This is a genomic window from Primorskyibacter sedentarius, assembly GCF_004342065.1.
Classification (GTDB): domain Bacteria; phylum Pseudomonadota; class Alphaproteobacteria; order Rhodobacterales; family Rhodobacteraceae; genus Primorskyibacter; species Primorskyibacter sedentarius.
On the sequence record NZ_SLZU01000019.1, the window covers coordinates 33,730 to 49,274 of the forward strand.

Annotated in this window: 14 protein-coding genes; 2 read left to right on the forward strand and 12 right to left on the reverse strand. The window is 58.2% G+C overall.

What is annotated here, in order from left to right:
• From EDD52_RS18795 to EDD52_RS18820, 6 genes are all read right to left on the reverse strand, one after another.
• The gene (locus tag EDD52_RS18795; RefSeq protein ID WP_132247853.1) at positions 1–924 is read right to left on the reverse strand and encodes a DUF4432 family protein; all 924 of its coding nucleotides are present in this window, start codon (positions 922–924) and stop codon (positions 1–3) included.
• The gene (locus tag EDD52_RS18800) at positions 924–2,456 is read right to left on the reverse strand and encodes a sulfatase (RefSeq protein WP_132247855.1); all 1,533 of its coding nucleotides are present in this window, start codon (positions 2,454–2,456) and stop codon (positions 924–926) included. The genes EDD52_RS18795 and EDD52_RS18800 overlap by 1 nt, the downstream gene beginning before the upstream one ends.
• Positions 2,457–2,465: 9 nt before the next feature.
• Entirely contained in the window at positions 2,466–3,347 is an 882-nt protein-coding gene (locus tag EDD52_RS18805; protein ID WP_132247857.1) for a carbohydrate ABC transporter permease, read from the reverse strand.
• A complete protein-coding gene (locus EDD52_RS18810) occupies positions 3,344–4,219 on the reverse strand; it encodes a carbohydrate ABC transporter permease (RefSeq protein ID WP_132247859.1) in 876 nt (291 codons plus the stop codon). Before EDD52_RS18810 ends, EDD52_RS18805 begins: the two co-directional genes overlap by 4 nt.
• Positions 4,220–4,274: 55 nt before the next feature.
• On the reverse strand, positions 4,275–5,615 hold the full coding sequence (locus EDD52_RS18815) for an extracellular solute-binding protein (protein ID WP_165907589.1): 1,341 nt from the start codon (positions 5,613–5,615) through the stop codon (positions 4,275–4,277).
• 120 nt (positions 5,616–5,735) lie between these two features.
• Complete coding sequence (locus EDD52_RS18820) at positions 5,736–6,656, reverse strand: LysR family transcriptional regulator (RefSeq protein WP_132247863.1); 921 nt, start codon at positions 6,654–6,656, stop codon at positions 5,736–5,738.
• A gap of 1,047 nt (positions 6,657–7,703) precedes the next feature.
• On the opposite strand from EDD52_RS18820, the gene EDD52_RS18830 reads away from it, so the two are divergent.
• A complete protein-coding gene (locus tag EDD52_RS18830; RefSeq protein ID WP_132247865.1) occupies positions 7,704–7,976 on the forward strand; it encodes a CopG family ribbon-helix-helix protein in 273 nt (90 codons plus the stop codon).
• A gap of 2 nt (positions 7,977–7,978) precedes the next feature.
• Positions 7,979–8,323 (forward strand): hypothetical protein, encoded by a 345-nt coding sequence (locus EDD52_RS18835; RefSeq protein ID WP_132247867.1) that lies wholly within the window; start codon positions 7,979–7,981, stop codon positions 8,321–8,323.
• 206 nt (positions 8,324–8,529) lie between these two features.
• Here the strand turns inward: EDD52_RS18835 and EDD52_RS18840 are convergent, their stop codons facing one another.
• From EDD52_RS18840 to EDD52_RS18870, 6 genes are all read right to left on the reverse strand, one after another.
• Entirely contained in the window at positions 8,530–8,883 is a 354-nt protein-coding gene (locus EDD52_RS18840) for a type II toxin-antitoxin system RelE/ParE family toxin (protein ID WP_132247869.1), read from the reverse strand.
• Positions 8,870–9,145, reverse strand: a complete 276-nt coding sequence (locus EDD52_RS18845) for a type II toxin-antitoxin system ParD family antitoxin (RefSeq protein WP_132247871.1) — start codon at positions 9,143–9,145, stop codon at positions 8,870–8,872. The genes EDD52_RS18840 and EDD52_RS18845 overlap by 14 nt, the downstream gene beginning before the upstream one ends.
• Before the next feature lie 1,418 nt (positions 9,146–10,563).
• Positions 10,564–11,775 (reverse strand): plasmid replication protein RepC, encoded by a 1,212-nt coding sequence (gene repC / locus EDD52_RS18855; RefSeq protein WP_132247917.1) that lies wholly within the window; start codon positions 11,773–11,775, stop codon positions 10,564–10,566.
• Positions 11,776–11,991: 216 nt separating this feature from the next.
• Positions 11,992–12,921 carry a plasmid partitioning protein RepB gene (gene repB, locus EDD52_RS18860; RefSeq protein ID WP_132247873.1) on the reverse strand — a complete coding sequence of 310 codons (930 nt, stop codon included), beginning with the start codon at positions 12,919–12,921 and terminating at the stop codon, positions 11,992–11,994.
• On the reverse strand, positions 12,905–14,098 hold the full coding sequence (repA, locus tag EDD52_RS18865; RefSeq protein ID WP_132247875.1) for a plasmid partitioning protein RepA: 1,194 nt from the start codon (positions 14,096–14,098) through the stop codon (positions 12,905–12,907). The genes repB and repA overlap by 17 nt, the downstream gene beginning before the upstream one ends.
• A 481-nt stretch (positions 14,099–14,579) precedes the next feature.
• The gene (locus EDD52_RS18870) at positions 14,580–15,509 is read right to left on the reverse strand and encodes a hydrogen peroxide-inducible genes activator (RefSeq protein WP_341539846.1); all 930 of its coding nucleotides are present in this window, start codon (positions 15,507–15,509) and stop codon (positions 14,580–14,582) included.
• Between the last annotated feature and the right edge of the window lie 36 nt (positions 15,510–15,545).

Sequence of the window (15,545 nt, forward strand, 5' to 3'; positions counted from 1 at the left end):
TCATTCTCCCTTTGAAGCGGATGAAAAGGTATAGGTCAGCCGGGTCTGCCAACTGTCGCCAGGCTCCAGCCGGGTGCCCGGGCCGCTGGTGCCGTCATCGGCTCGGTCGCAATTGCTTGGCTCCAGCGCCAGCACGTTGCGGCGCGGGCGGGCATCCCGCCAAACCTGGAAATACGACAGGTCGCTGTGGATCTCTGCGCTGACGCCGGGCCAATCGGCACAGGCCGGGCGGGTGATTTCCGCCGTCGCGCCACCCGGCGTTGGGTGGCATCGCGACTCCCCGTCCTTCGCCGCAAGCGGCGCCGTATCAAGGGTTACTGTCGTGCCCGCATCCACCATCGGGAAGCCGAAATTGGTGTGATAGAGGACATGCATCTCCGCCGGCTCAGGTCCGATGTTCTCGACCCGGTCGATCAGGGTCAGCGATGCCGCCCCGGCCGGCGCTTCGATGCGGCGGTGCAGCCTGAAACAGGCGCCGCGCAGATGTGCCGTGACGACGTCGCCCTCGACGTAAAGCAGCGGGTCGGGGCGGTCCCAATCCTCGCCCCAGGCCGTCACCCGGGCCGGTGTCATCGGTAGGTTGCCATGCAGCGGCAGACCGTCCTTTGGCTGGCGCGCGTTGTCCAGCCCGCAGGTCACCAGGAACCCCGACAGGCTGCGCTGGATGCCGGTGCCACCGTCCGCCTGCGCGTCGTGCAGACCGGGCGCGATGAAACCGGCCGGGTGCTGCCAGGCCAGCGGCATGCCGCGAAAGCTGAGCGGTCCGATGTCGAGGCTGCGGTCGGCCAGCACCCAGAAGGCCAGCCCGCCGCCGGTGTCGAAACTGAGCGCCCGGACACCGCGTTCAGGGCCGTCGTCCAGCGTGATCCGACGCACCGAGGCAAGCTGACGCAGATCGGCCACGTTTTCGGCCCAAGCGCGCATCAGGCCATCTCCGGTGTACGGGCCAGATCGAGCCGGGCAAAGGCCTCTGCCGGGGCGTCCAGTCCGCGCATCAGATCGGCCATCCGCGCCGCCAGACGGGCCTCCAGCGCCGGGTCGTCGAGCCTTTCCGCCTGCCCCGGATCGCGGGCCAGGTCATACAGCCGCGTGTCGTCTTCGATCAGGCAGCCGGGACCATAGGTCTTGTACATTGCCGATTTCGCACTGACCGGGACGCGCAACACCGGCATGTCGCGGCTGAAGGCCGTGGGGGACGCCAGTTGCAATTGTGTCAGTTCTTCGGGATGGAAAAAATCAAAGATATGCGTCGGCATCAGCGTGTACTGATAGATCTCCTGCCCCGCGAGGTCGGCGGGATAACGATGGTAGCTGTAGCGCCCATCGGTCAGGTTCACCGCGCCGCCGAAATACCCATAGATCAGTGCGTCATGCGGCGACCCCTGCCCCGCCAGCATGGGACGAAGCGACGGCGAGGCCATCTCTGCCGGGCGTGGCCCGTCGAACAGATCAAGGATTGTCGCGGCCAGATCGGGGGTCTGGCTGAGACCGGCGATCCGTGTGCCATCGGCGGCGGGATGCGCCGGATCGTGGATGAACAGCGGGATCTGCGCGATCTCTTGGTACAAGGTCATTCGGTTCTTGGCCCAGAGGTCATGCTCGCCCAGAAGGAACCCGTGATCGGTAGTGACGATCAACGCGGTATCTTCCCACAGGTTGTCGCGGTCGAACGTATCGAGCACCTGCCCCAGCAACTCGTCGCACATGGCGACCGCGGCATGATAGCTGGCGCGCAGTTCTTCCCTTTCCTCGAGCGGTCTCTCGCTGTGTCCGTACTCCGGCCAATCCAGCGCCGGGCCGTCCTCGCGCGCCCCGGCGATATCGCGGAAACGTTTGGGTGCAAAGAACGGCTCATGCGGGGCGAAAGTCTCGATCTGGAGAAACCAATCGTCCGCTGCCTTGTTGCGGTCGATAAATTCCAGCCCGGCGGCGAAGGTCTGAAAGCTGGGATGCGCGGCCTCGTCGTCAAGGTAATCCCGATTGACGACATTGTGGCGCTTGTAGCTTCGCGGTTCGCGCGACACCTGCGCCGGTTCAAAGCGTTTTTCGATCCCAGGCCAATCGGGGGCCACGACGCCTTTCCACCGGTCGCCCTCCTGACCGCGAAAGAACTCGTGGCTGTCATAGCGGCTGTGATAGGTCGCGCCACCATCCTCCCAATAGTGGAAATGATCAGTGACAAAATGACTGTACACCCCGTTTTCACGGCTCAGAACCTCGGGAAAGGTCACGTCAAACGGCTCGATCGGCCCCCAACTGCGGTGCAGGAAGGACATCCGCCCGGTCATAAGGTCGCGCCGCGCAGGCATGCACGGCATGGAGCCGACGTGATGGCCGTCGAAGCGAGCGCTGCGCTCTGCGAGACGGTCGAAGTTCGGCGTGGGCACTGCATTGCCGCCATAAGGCGAAATTGCACGTCGGTTGAGCGAGTCGAAGAGAACGAGAACGGTTTTCATTGGGATATCCTATTTCACCGCACCAGAGGTCAGGCCGCGGACAATGAAACGCTGGGCGAAGAGCAGCAGCAGGAAGGCGGGCAGGATCGACAGCGTCGAGGCCGCGGCCATTTCCGTGAAGGCAATGGTGTTTTCCTGCGCGTACTTGCCGATACCCAGCGGCACGGTGGCGGTCTGCCGCTGGCTGAGAACCAGCACGACCGGGAATTCATTCCAGCTGAAGATGAAGGTCAGGATGCCGGTGGCTGCCAGCCCGGGCCGCACGATCGGCAGCACCACGTGCCAGAGAATGCGCGGCACCTTGGCGCCGTCGATTTGTGCCGCTTCCACCAGTTCTTTGGGGACGTCGCGCACGAAGACGCCCATCATCCACAGCGCCATCGGCAGGTGCAGCGTCGTGTGAGCAAGGATGATGCCGGAATAGGTGTTGTCGAGGCCCACCGAGCGGAACATAGAGTACCACGCCCCCGCCAGCGTGATCGGCGGCACCATATGGAAGATGACCGACCAGCCCAGCAGCGAATGCAGCACCCAGCCCGGCCATTGCAGGCGATAGAGCGAGAAGGCCGCCAGCGTCGCGATCACCAGCACTAGGAAGGTGCTGACCGCGCCAATCACCATGGAATTGCCGAAGTTGCGAAGAAAATCCGAGGTCTTGTCGAAGATGACGTTGATGAAACCATCGAGATTTGGCTCGAACAGGATATGTCCCATCAACAGGTCGATCTGGGTCTTGAAGGCCGCCGAGACGATCCAGAAGAACGGAAACAGCACGACCAGCGCAAAGCTCATCAGGACAAGGTGCCGGATCACCGAGACCTGTCCTTCGGACAGGGAGAAACGGCGGCGCGATGCGGCAAGCGGCGCCTGGGTGTCGGCTGCATGGGTCATGCCTTGGCTCCTTTGCCGGCGGTGGCGCGGGTGGCGGCAATGATGCCGGCGGCGATCACCGCGATCACCGCGATGGACATGGCGGCGCCATAGCCGGTCTGGTCTTCGGTGAAGAAGCGGCGGTAGATGGTGAAGCTGATCACTTCGGTCGAGGTGCCCGGCCCACCGCCGGTCAGCAAATAGATCTCGTCGAACACCTTGAAGGCGAGGATCATGCGGAAGACGAAGGTCACTGCGATGGTGGGCAGCATCAGCGGCAGAGTGATGTGGCGCAGCTGTTGCCAGCGGGTGGCGCCGTCGATTTTCGCGGCCTCGAAGATGTCATCCGGCAGGCTCTCAAGCCCGGCCAGCAGCAGCAGGAAACAGAACGGGGTCCAGTGCCAGACGTCGACGATAATGACGGACAACAGGGCCAGGTCGGGATCTCCGAGCCAGTCCTGCGGGGCGAGGCCAAGCCAGAGCAGCAGGCTGTTCAACACCCCGAAATCATAGGAATACATCAGTTTCCAGATCGCGCCGATGATGATGCCGGGCACGAGGATCGGCAGGATGAATACCGTCCGGTAAAACACCCGCCCGCGCACGACACGCGTGGTCAGCAGCGCGAGGATGAACCCGATCAGCATCTGCAGCGCCACCGCGACGACCGCAAAGATCAGCGTGTTCAGCGCGCCCGCCCGGAGCAGGTTGTCTTGCGGTAGCCGGGCGTAATTGGCCAGCCCGACCCACTCCCAGACGGCCTCACGATTGACCCATTCGACGTCGTGGAAGCTGAGCGCGAGAAGCTTGAGCAACGGCAGGATGGTCAAAAGTGCAAAGAGGACAAGCGCGGGCCAGAGTGTGGCGTGTCGCCAGAAGGTATCGGATTTCATGGGGGGCTCCGTTGATTTTGGTGGCCGCAAGCTGCCCTGCGACCACCAGGGGAGGTTACTGGAGCGGGTCGAGCATGGGCGCGTCATAGCCCGCGTCCGAGAGCACCTTGGCGATCTCCTCGGCGGCCATGTTCAACGCCTCTTTCAGCTCAAGCTCCCCGCCGATGGCCTGGTTGAGGCGCAGTTCGGTCACGGCCAGCACCTGGCTTGCCTCGGGGATGGTAAAGGTCAGTTGCGCGGTGGGGATAGAGGCCGCCAGCGCACGCATGTAGCGATAAGGCTCTTCGTCGGCCATGTCCGAGGTCATCACGGCCTTGCTCACCGGGGGCGATCCCGCCTCGGCATAGGCGTGTTGTGCCTCGTCCGTCTGGAACCAAGTCAAGAAGGCCAGTGCCGCCTGCTTGTTCTCGTCCGAGACGTTCCTGGGAATGCCCGCCAGCCAATGACCCAGGCCCGGCGCCGGGCCATGTTCCTCGGTGCCCGGCACGACGGCGTAATCGACCTTGCCGACCACTGCCGACTGCTTGGGATCGTCGAACTGTGCCGGGGCCGGGACACCCTGGATATGGCCTGCGCGGCCCGTGGCCATGTTCTGGATCACGTTGGTCTGCGTCTGACCGGCGGTCGAGGGGTGGCCGACATCGTTTGCAAGCTTCAGGTAGGTCTCCATCCCGGCCAGCGTTTCGGGGCTGTTGATCGTGACCGTGTAATCGCCGCCCTTCTGATCGGCGATGACGCCGCCGCCGTGACTGAGGATATAGGGGAAGACGTCGAAGGTGACGTCGAAGGCGCCGCGCTGACCGCGCTGGGAAATGCCGTACATCCGCGGCGGATTGTGCATGACCTTGGCGTTTTCATAAAGCTGGTCCCAGGTGGTCGGCACCTCCAGCCCGTGCTCCTCGTAAAGGTCCGAGCGATAGTGTAGGAGCGGCAGGAACGGGTTAACCGGCACGCTGACAAGCTGGCCGTCCCCGTCGCAGGTGATGGTCTTTGCGGTCGCGTCCCAGCAGACGCTGTCGTCGAAGGTGAAGATGTCTTCGCTCAGCGCGAAATCCGCGTCGATCCCGGTCAGCGGCTGCATGAAGCCGCCGGTGTAGAATTCGACGAAAAAGCCCGCGTTCATGATCAGGATGTCGAACGGGCTTTCACCCGCACGCACCGCCGTGCGCTGCTTTTCGAGGCTGCCGGCAAAGGGATTGACGTCGAGGTTGACCGTGTTGCCGGTGTCCTCCTCGTATTTCTCGACCACCGCCTGGAAGCCGGGAAACCAGGGCGACTGGTTGATGACGATGGTGATCGGCACCTCAGCGGCCGTGGCCAGCGACGCGCAGAGCGCCAGCGCACTGGCCGCAAGGCCGGTGCGAAGGGGTTTCGTCTGTCGGGTGAAAAAAGCCATGTGACCTCCCATGAGTGGCGTTTGCGATACCTCCCGCATCGCTTGCCAACCGGTGTACCGCAGGCACATGGCATTCCTGAAATGAAAAGAATTGGCCTCCCTATAGCCGCTGGCTATGGCTTAGTTGTAGGGATCGGCGGTGCATTCCTCGATCAGCGCGTCGGCTATGACCCGCGCCGCCGGGGTCAGAAGCCCCGGACTGCGAAAGATCAAACCGGCTTGCCGATTAGTCACCAGCTCCGGCACGTCGATCTCGACCAGCTTGGCTCCCTCCGGCGTCAGCAGCTGCGAGCGGGTGGTGTAGATCAGCGTGTCGGTCAGGCTGGCGTGGGTCAGCAAAAATGTCAGCGACGTCGACACCACATTGGCCTGCGGTGGCGAATGTCCAAGGCTGATGGCCCGACCGTCAAGCTTGCGCCGCGCCAGCGTGTCGCCCGGCGGCAGCGCCCAGGCCAGCGCCAAGGCCTCCAGAGTCGGCACGGACCTGCGTCCCGCCAACGGGTGGTTTGCCCGCCCCACGACGATCAGATCGTCCGAGGTCAGCAGGCGAAACTCCAGGTTTCCGCTCTCACCCTCCAACGGCCGCTCGGCCACCACGAAGTCAAGCGCCCCCTTGGCCAGCCGCACCAGCAGGGATTCGTCGAACCCAGTATGGACTTCGATCATCATGTCGGGTCGCTGTACGGTGATCCGGCTGATCGCTTCGGGCAGCATCCGCCGCACCCACGAGGGGCCAGCCCCGATATGTACATGCCCGCCCTGCCCGGTTTGCAATTGCGCCATCTCGGCCGCCGCATCACTGACTTGCGCCACCACCACCGCCGCATGTTCTGCCAGTCGCGCACCGATCGGCGTCAGGGAAATTCCGTGCGCATGTCGCTCCAGCAGGGGCGTGCCCACCTGATCTTCCAACAGCTTGAGCGCTTTGGACAGGGTAGGTTGCGCCACATTGAGTTCCGCAGCCGCGCGCGTGATATTACCGGTCTGCGCGGTACGGTGGAAATAGCCCAACAGGCGAAGATCGAAAATACCGCGGTTCAAGTCTTCGTTCCCACAAAGGTGTCAGGTCTGGATCTGAAGGTAGATTAGGTGGCCCAATCGGCAGCGTATAGAGCTAACTCAAAGACATTCCGGAACCGACATCGACCGCACGGGTGATCAAAGTGTTCATGAACGGAGTTCTGTTCGGACGAATTAAATCATTGTTCGTTTGGCCCCTCAGCTAAAAGGAGCTAGAATGTAATTCTCCATATCCGAAATCTCCCCAAACCGGTTCTTCCTCTAGCTGTGTGGTGGAAGAGCAGCAATCTGGCACTGAGAAGTTCCGGATCTGGACGACCGTACATCGCGCGATTGAGGGTCTGCAATTGGTTGACCTGTCCTTCGACCTGGCCGTTGTCTCAAGGTAGTTCGATGTAGGGACGTCCGGACGGCGCCACCCAGGCCTCCGCCGTGCAACGCCAGACGCTCCCGGGCAAAGGGTTGGGAACATTCGTTGGGCTTAATACAGGATGGAGATGTGTGTGCGCGGGCCCCGGCAAGAACGCCACACCTAAGGGGATTCGCACTGCGCTGAAGTGACTCAAGGCGGCGACCCAAGTAGGGTCTCAAAGTCGTCGCGTGTATATAACATGCCTCAAGGCATGCTTGTCGCGGCGGTTTTTGCGCCAATTTTAGTTACCAACCGCCCCGCTCTTTTGCGCCCATATATGTCCAATAAGTTTGCATTATCGGGCATGCATGGATGCCCATCTCCCCGCTGAGCTGTCGCTTTAGATTCATGGGCGGACTCAACCGAAATCAGCCCTCTCGCCCTCGAAGTTTCCATTCCATCGCTGGACTGGGTTCTTGCTCAATCTCTGGACACGGTCACTCCCAGGGAAAATAGCGAACACCAACAACACCTCATAATTGGCGAATTTTCGATGTCGGAAAGCTGCAATTCGCATGTTTCTCGCACGCCTTGAATAACTGATCGGGGCGCATGAGACTGAACATACCGGCGGGAATGAAACCAGAGCACTAGAACCTTGACCGCGCACCCGCCTTACCTACATTGTAAGACACTCGCATCTACACAACAAAATCATGAGCATCATGGCAACGACATCCTTCACCACCCGCATCGACAGCGAGCTCAAGATGCAGCTCGACCGTATCGCTCGGTTTGAGGACCGATCGGCGTCATACGTGGCCAATCAGGCAATCAGGGCTTATGTAGAAGAGCGCCTCGCAACTCGGAATCTCATTGAAACCGGACTCGCCCTTGTCGAACAGGGGGCCCCCACTCTGGCGCCGAATGCCGTCCATGACTGGCTGAAAGCGGATGACGACCGCCCCTTTCCGAAACACGACAGATAGGAATGGAAGTTCGCTATCTTGAAACCGCCGAACCTGGGCTGCGCTGGTTTCGGGCCTATTACCGACAGAACCCGCAGCTTGACCTGTCAAAAGCCATCAACGCCTTGATCCGTTCGGAAGCCATTCTCGCTGAGTATCCCATGTCTGGCGCAAGCTACGAGGACTTCACCACCGTTCGCGAATTCAAGGTTCAGGGGACCGCCTTTTCACTGCTCTATACAGTGGCACAGGACGCTGTCTGGATCATCGACTTGCGTGATCAACGGGGGCAACGCAGCGCTGAGGCCCTGAGATTGTACGTGCGTGAACTGCGCGGCCGCTATGGCATCGACGACAACGCCCAATGAGCGCACGCATCTGATCATCGACCTTCCCGATCCACAGGGTGCCACTTCGACCGAGCAAACAAGTCCGATTGCCCTGCCCACTCGATTGGCCTGCTCTGGCACGCTGGATCGGCTCCAAGACGACACCAGGAAGGCAACACGCTGGTGACCCCGGTGGCCGTTTCCGCGTGGATCTCAACATGGATGCGGACACTAAGCCCCCTGCCCTACTTGAAAGAAGCGGACAACAACCGTGCCATCATGTGGCGGATGTGATCCTGAGATCCAAAGAACACCGCCAAAACCTGGACGACTTCTCGATCCTCCTGAGCAACGAACCAGAAGACGGCTTTGTCGTGCCTGACAAATCTGATGCCTGGAAGAATGTCTGGACGCAGCGTTCCCTGAAACGGTATTTTCGCAAGGTCTATTGCCGAAGACTGAATATCAACGATACGCCGCTCGGCGCGATCAAACGCGGTCTCAGCGTCGTCACCGAACTCTTGGTAGGAATGCAAAAGGTGGTCAAAAATCAGTTCGAAATCTTGCTCTGCCGCTGCAGCGAATTCAACTGTCCACACGCGCGTTTCGCCGTTTCTTGTCCATCATCGCCGCAACACGATCGTCCATCTCTGTTGCAGGTACAAAGTCACCCTGCAACCGGGCTTGCAGCAGTGCTTTCAGGGCAGCAGTCTCGACTTCTTCGGCTTCCGTTTTTTGACGCAAGAGATCGAGGCCATTCTGGATCACCGCGCTGACACTCGAAAACCGGCCCTGTTCAACCAAACCGCGCGCAAAAGCGTCCTGTTGGTCAGACAATGAAATCGAAGATTTTACACTCATGACGTCACTCCTTTATGCCAAAAGGTAACACTGAGTAGCACCCTATTCAAGTTGAGACTACCATCACGCCGTCATCGCTCTGTGACGCTCAAAGAAACTGCGGTTCAGGTGCAACTCCCCTGCCCCGGCCTTTTCCACCATGCCTCGCAGTCATTCACCCGGTGACGTTACTTCGAAAAAAGTCGAACAAGAATATTTCCAGAAGCGAGCTGGATAAGCCTCCTACGAAATGTCACGTCGCCACTACCGCCGATGCGAGCGGTTCTAGGAGAACCTAACCTATCAGGCGGAGTTATGAAGGGCCGTTCCCAAATGCCGACAACGGAGTGAGACGGCGTGGGAGATCATTGCAGGAGTGCAGGATCGCCTAGCAGCAACTGAGCAATTCACTTTCCAAGTCCTCAGCTTGAAACTTCGAGTCGGCCACCTGGTAATTTAGACCAAGCTAGCCTCTGCGCGGCGCGCACGCCGTCAGGGTCTGCTCATGAAGGTGAACACGCTTCTCGAAAGGCGCGCCGGATCTCGGCCTCTCCACTAGCAGTGACGAGCTCGCCGGTTACAGCTCGGACCGATCCCTCAAGCAGCCCCTTTCGAATCTTGGAAAATCGCGCGTCTTCCTGCTCCTGCAGCCTAAGTCTCGCGCGCATCGCTTCGTTCGTGTTCTGTTAGCGCACGCAGCCCACCAAAGCCTGAACCAATTAGTTTTGATTGTAAGACAGAATGGCACAGCGTTTCACCATGCGTCCTGTTTGCTTTGCGGCCAAACATACCTAAGAACTTTGTGGATCAAAATTTCATGCACTTGGCCAAGCGCTATGCCATCGCGGGTAACGGACCGATGAGGACTCCGTTGCGGCTTTGACAGCCAGCGAAAGCGGCACCGGCATAAACTGCTTTTCGAGTTGGGCTGGACGAAAGAAGGGTCCTAGAAACAGGCCTTGGTTTCATTCGCTAGCCGTGTAATAGCAAAAAACTTGGCGGGGGTCTCTTTGTTGTGCTTCCTCCCTGAAAGCTGGCAAGAAATTCGCGATGAGTGCAACGAGCGCGCGTACAGTATGATGCAGGTTTCCGTACAAATGCGACTGTGTCACCCCAAGGGACGACAGATCAAAGCGACGGTCTGAGGTTGAATCATCAAATGCTGTCTCAGTTCCAACGGCAGCCAAGATTTGCTGATCACAAGCATTCTGGAGGGTAACCCCACCGATGTGAAAATTCGGCTTCTTTAGGGGCTTTGGTTGCGGGAGCGTTTCTGTGGCGATGATTATAAGCCACTCTTCGAACATCTTGACCTGCCGCTCGTTGTGAAAAAGCTCAATTCCTCGATCCTCGACGAGCTAGAAAATCTGACTTAACAGCTGTTAAGTCAATAATTCTAAACTGGTGAAAGGTCCTCAACGCCATAGACTTAACAGCTGTTAAGCAGCTTTTCGTCTCCCTACCAAAGCCATGATCATAGGCCCGCAAGAGAACTCTCCCTCAGCTGCTTTCGACGTCAAAGCTCGCAAGTAAGCCCCGGGGCATCTAATATCAGAAAAACGTTCCAACATTGCGGCCACCACGATTGAAGCCTGTTCGGGCCCCATGCATCGTTGAGCCTCCTCCCATGCAGAAACTCCAATGCCCATAGCAGGGCGAACATGGGACGCTGCATCGTATAGTTGGTGCCAGTGGTTAATATCACCCTCATAGTAGGTCTTTAGGGACGGGCAACTAGAGACTACCAAATGAAGTGGCATCTTTGGCAGATGTCGACGCTCCGGCTCTTCCAAGCTTTTGTCACGGGGTTGCGGGTCGTTACTGAAAGCTATCTCCGTCGCATCGGCTTTTTCCAAGCTTGGTTCAAGATCAATAGATTCTTTATTTGTATTAGAATGATGGCGCTCATTATCAGCGTCATTGGTGTTCATTTCTTGTGAATCAGGGCCGTCAAACGCCGTCCGAGCTGCATCGAGGAGCGCCTCAAGCTCCACCCGATATTGCGCCAAATCCTCCAAGGAAAGTTTGCGGCGAAGGGCCCGTGCCGTCAGAGCTGCGGCGTCTCGCATCCGATCCCAAAGGCCGCGTCCAGGTTGCATCTCATCGCCGAACTCCGCCAGTGCAGCCAGGTCTCGGCGCATGAGGCTCACGACCTCTCTGAGACGCCGTACGCGATCTTCAGCCACGCGGACAGCCTCTGCTGCGCGCGCTATTTCCTCTGATCGTCTGTAAAGTGAAATGAGATCAAAGCCAAATGCCACACGGTCGCCGCCGCGCTTGCGCACATAACGCTTCCCATTTGGGCTGTCGCGGCGAGTTAGCAGGCCAGCCTCGACCAGACGGGCAAGATGGCGCCGCATCGTCGAATTTGGCATGCCGTTGAGGCGCTCACAGATAGCCTTGTTGGAAGGAAAGACAATCATTTCCGCATTCTCGTCCAGCGAGTCATTTGGGAAAAAGCTTAGAAGTCCTTGCAAGACGACCAAGTCTCGCGGTGTGATGCCAAATGCGGCCTGTGCTTTGGACAGTTCTCGAAGCAGTTCCCATTTGTTGATGGGCTTGCCCGGGAGAGACGTGTCCGGTTTCTTGATCACTTGGAGATGGGCGCGCGAAATCGGCCGCTTAAACGGCGATATAGGTGTGTACTCCATGAAAATGTTCACGAAGGCAAAAAATCTACGGCCCGCGAATCGCTTTGCGCTTGCGGGGTAGGGGCCAGATCGCTACATTCAGAAGTGCGAAAACTGAGATTTTGTAGCGGGCTGGACCCGATGCGAAACCTTACAAAGGTCTCGTGAAGCTTGCTTCTCGGGGCCTTTTTCTTTTTTTGCCTGTATCGTGCCTCCTTCTTTTTTGGTTGCTCTTCCTCAGTCTTCTGAGCGCCTCCAGCGCTCATGAAGCTCGGTAATCAACTGTGGGGCATTGCCCTTCAACCAGCTGACAAAATCAGGGTCGTCTACTGTCAGGTCTAGTTTGAGTTGCTTGCCTCGGCGACCGGCCTTGACTGTCGCAGCTCCGACACCAGGGATCGATAAGACCGGTTCGCTTTTTCGCGTTGGCTTTGCCACATCTCCTGTCTCTTTCGCAGCGGAGAGTACAGAAAGGAATGCCCTGTCTGAAACGTCGCCAACTGGGCCGGAATGTTCAGTTTTGCTTGCGTGCGCGATAGCGACGAGGGACGCATAATGGATCTTTGACGTTTCCAATACTTTCTTGAGGTCTTCCCATCGAGGCCGTCCGATGCCAGGTGCCGCGCCGATGGCTTGGATGAGATCGTCACCAACCTTTCGAACGACACTCAACATCTGCGAGACGCCCGCCTCGTGCAGATTGAGAACTTCAGCGACGCCCCTATTGGTACGTTCAGCACCGTGCAGATGATCGCCTTGAAGAAGCGCTCGTGCGACTAGCGCGCGCTCTATAAAGCTAAGATCACGACGCTCCTGGTTTTCGAGAAGTTGATCACGGAGCGCTTGATCTCCCTCTAAATCAGTGACGATAGCGCGAACCTTGATGCCGAGCTCACGACATGCTTCGAGACGCCTACGCCCGTAGATCAGACTGTATCGATCGCCTTCCAAGGGCCGAACCAGAACCGGTACGCGCTGGCCGTTCTTTGATATTGAATCTCTAAGGCCCTCTACGTCGATTTCTAACCTGTCTTCCAGACGTCCTTCGGTTTCGATCTGCCCGGGGTCTATCTCGAAAATGCCACCGCGCAGTCGACGCCCTTCCAAGGCATCAGGAGCGTTGCGAAGTGTCTGCAACGGCAGGCCCAGTTTAGGTTTTCTCGCCATTCCGCCCCCAAGTGTCCTGAATAATTTCAGAGATCTCATCATTAACAGCGTTCATGGACTCGATCGCGCGGTCAAAGGTTTGCCGCGTGAAGTCCCTCTTGTCGGCCTCATAGAGCGTCTGCTTCGTCAAGCCGGCATCAGAGATCGCAGTCGACTCAACCATGTGATTGGTGAGAACTGAGCGACCAAATAGGCCACGAATAAAGGCAATAACCTCGGTTTGAGGGGCATCCCCAACCTTGTAGCGGGTCGGCAGAAAGCGCAGCCAGTCGAAACGCAGATTTGCACCAGCATCCCGGATCACACCAAGAAGATCCGCTGTCATGCGCAGGAACTGTGACATGGACATGAGGTCCAACATTTGTGGGTGGACGGTTACGAGTACACCGGATGAGGCGGATAGTGCTGACATTGTTAGAAAGCCGAGCTGTGGCGGGCAGTCGATTACAACGACGTCGTAGTCATTTTCAACGCTATCGAGCGCGTCACGAACCCGTGCAAAGAACGCTTTTGCACCGCCACTTTGAATTGCTGCAGGCGTTTCATGCTCGAATTCCATGAGCTCGAGGTTGCCGGGGATCAGATCGAGGCCACGAATATATGTCTTGCGGATAACATCGGAGATCGGAACAGGATCTTCGTAACGGACTGCGTCGTAGAGCGTTCCACCTTCCATAAGGTCGAGTTCGGGTTGGATTCCGTGAAGAGCAGAGAGCGAAGCCTGGGGGTCGAGATCGATCGCGAGTACCCGGTATCCCTTAAGCGCAAGGCGTTGCGCCAGATGCGCAGAAGTCGTGGTTTTGCCGGACCCGCCCTTAAAGTTGACGACCGATACAACCTGCAGCTCATCGCCTTCGCGACGGCCAGGCAAATAGGTTCCTAGTTTTTTTGCATTTCTTTCAAGCGTTTGGCGAATTTCCCAGATGTCATCAAGAGTGTAGCGGCGGTGACTGCCGGCGGTCGTCTCAACGTCAGCAATTTTGCCTTCTCGATGAAGCTTCCGAAGGTATGTATGGTCAACGCCTAGCAACTCAGCGGCTTCACCGCTGGTCAACGTACGCATCGCTTTCTTTGCATCCGGTGGGAAGTGGGCAGCCCGCTGGGCGTGAAGGTTCGATGCGAGAAGTTCCGCGTAGTGCCCGATGGCGATATCGAGATCCTGGTCTGCTTCGCTCATGTCTGCCCCGATCCGTGGGCGCGTTTTTTATGTGTCCGCGCGTTATTTTTCGAGACTATTGCCCGAGCAGCTGGATTCGTGCAAGTACTTTCTAGATTTGGTACTCGGAAAGGCCACAAACACAAGAGCGATCAAGTCACGTTCCAGCGCTTGGCAAGGTATAACTCTTGCCATCCGTTTGCCTGCTAAGTTTGTACTGAAACTCGGCGTAAGGGGGGGGAGGTCAAATGGTCTTTGCTTGTTCGACGTCCGCCCCTAGCCGATGAAATTCCGCGAGAGCTATGCCGGTTCCGAAGACAAATGCGCTTAGAGCAGCATCTGAGGCCCGACGCCGCGCATGTGATCAAGTGTGATTTGGTGAGGCGCCGGATTGCGCAACGGCATTTCTTAGTACCTTCGCGCCAACCCGTTCCAGAATGGTGGGGGGCCTTGCTCTTAGGTATTTGTGCGATCCTTCTTGTCTTGAACGAAATGTTACATTTCATGCGTCGTGAATTGAAGCATTTTGCAATTGCCGGGTTTGACAAAGCACGTCTGAAAGTTTCACAAACAAATCCTTCCGCGCAGAATTGGTGCGCCATGCGAGCACGATTTGTCGCGGGCAGGCGTCAGGAAGAGGGGTCAGGCTGACTTCGGCTTTTGACACAATGCCAGCATCAATCGCCAGATTTGGAAGCAACGTGACACCCAAACCTTCGGATACCATTGCAACCAGAGTCGTCAGGCTGGTTGCCGCAAAGGTCTCGTCCTGCTCAAGGGGTCGATCCGGATACGCCTGCAATGCGTGCCGCTGAAGGCAGTGACCTTTTTCCAAAAGCATCAGTTGTCCGACATCCTTAAGAGCAGAATGACCAGTCTGACGGGGCTGCGACGCATTTGGCGGCGTTGCCAGTTGATAGCCGTCTTCAAACAAATGCCTGATTTCAAGCGATCCGGTGTCAAAGGGAAGGGCGATCAGTATTACGTCCAAACGCCCCTTGTTCAGCCCTTCGATCAACGACTCGGTCATTTCTTCGCGCAGATACAGCCGCAGACCGGGAAACCGCGCGCGTATCAGCGGCAGGGCCTGCGGGATCAGATAGGGTCCTATCGTGGGGATCGCGCCCAACCGCAAATCGCCAATTTCAGGGTCCTGGTGCGCGTGCGCCAATTCCTCGATCTCTTTGGCGTCTAGCAGCAGGGCGCGGGCACGCTCGACGATCTGATCCCCCAGCGGTGTCAACATCACGCTACGCCGGGTGCGTTCGATCAACCGCACGCCCAGGCGGTCTTCAAGTTCCTTGATGCCGGCGCTGAGCGTCGGCTGCGTGACAAAGCTGATCTCGGCGGCGCGTGAGAAATTCGACGTGTCAGCCACGGCAATCAGGAACTGAAGATGGCGCAGAGTAAACATATAGAGAAATCCAATCACTATTAGAAATATATTCGATTTCTCTTATAAGTGGCA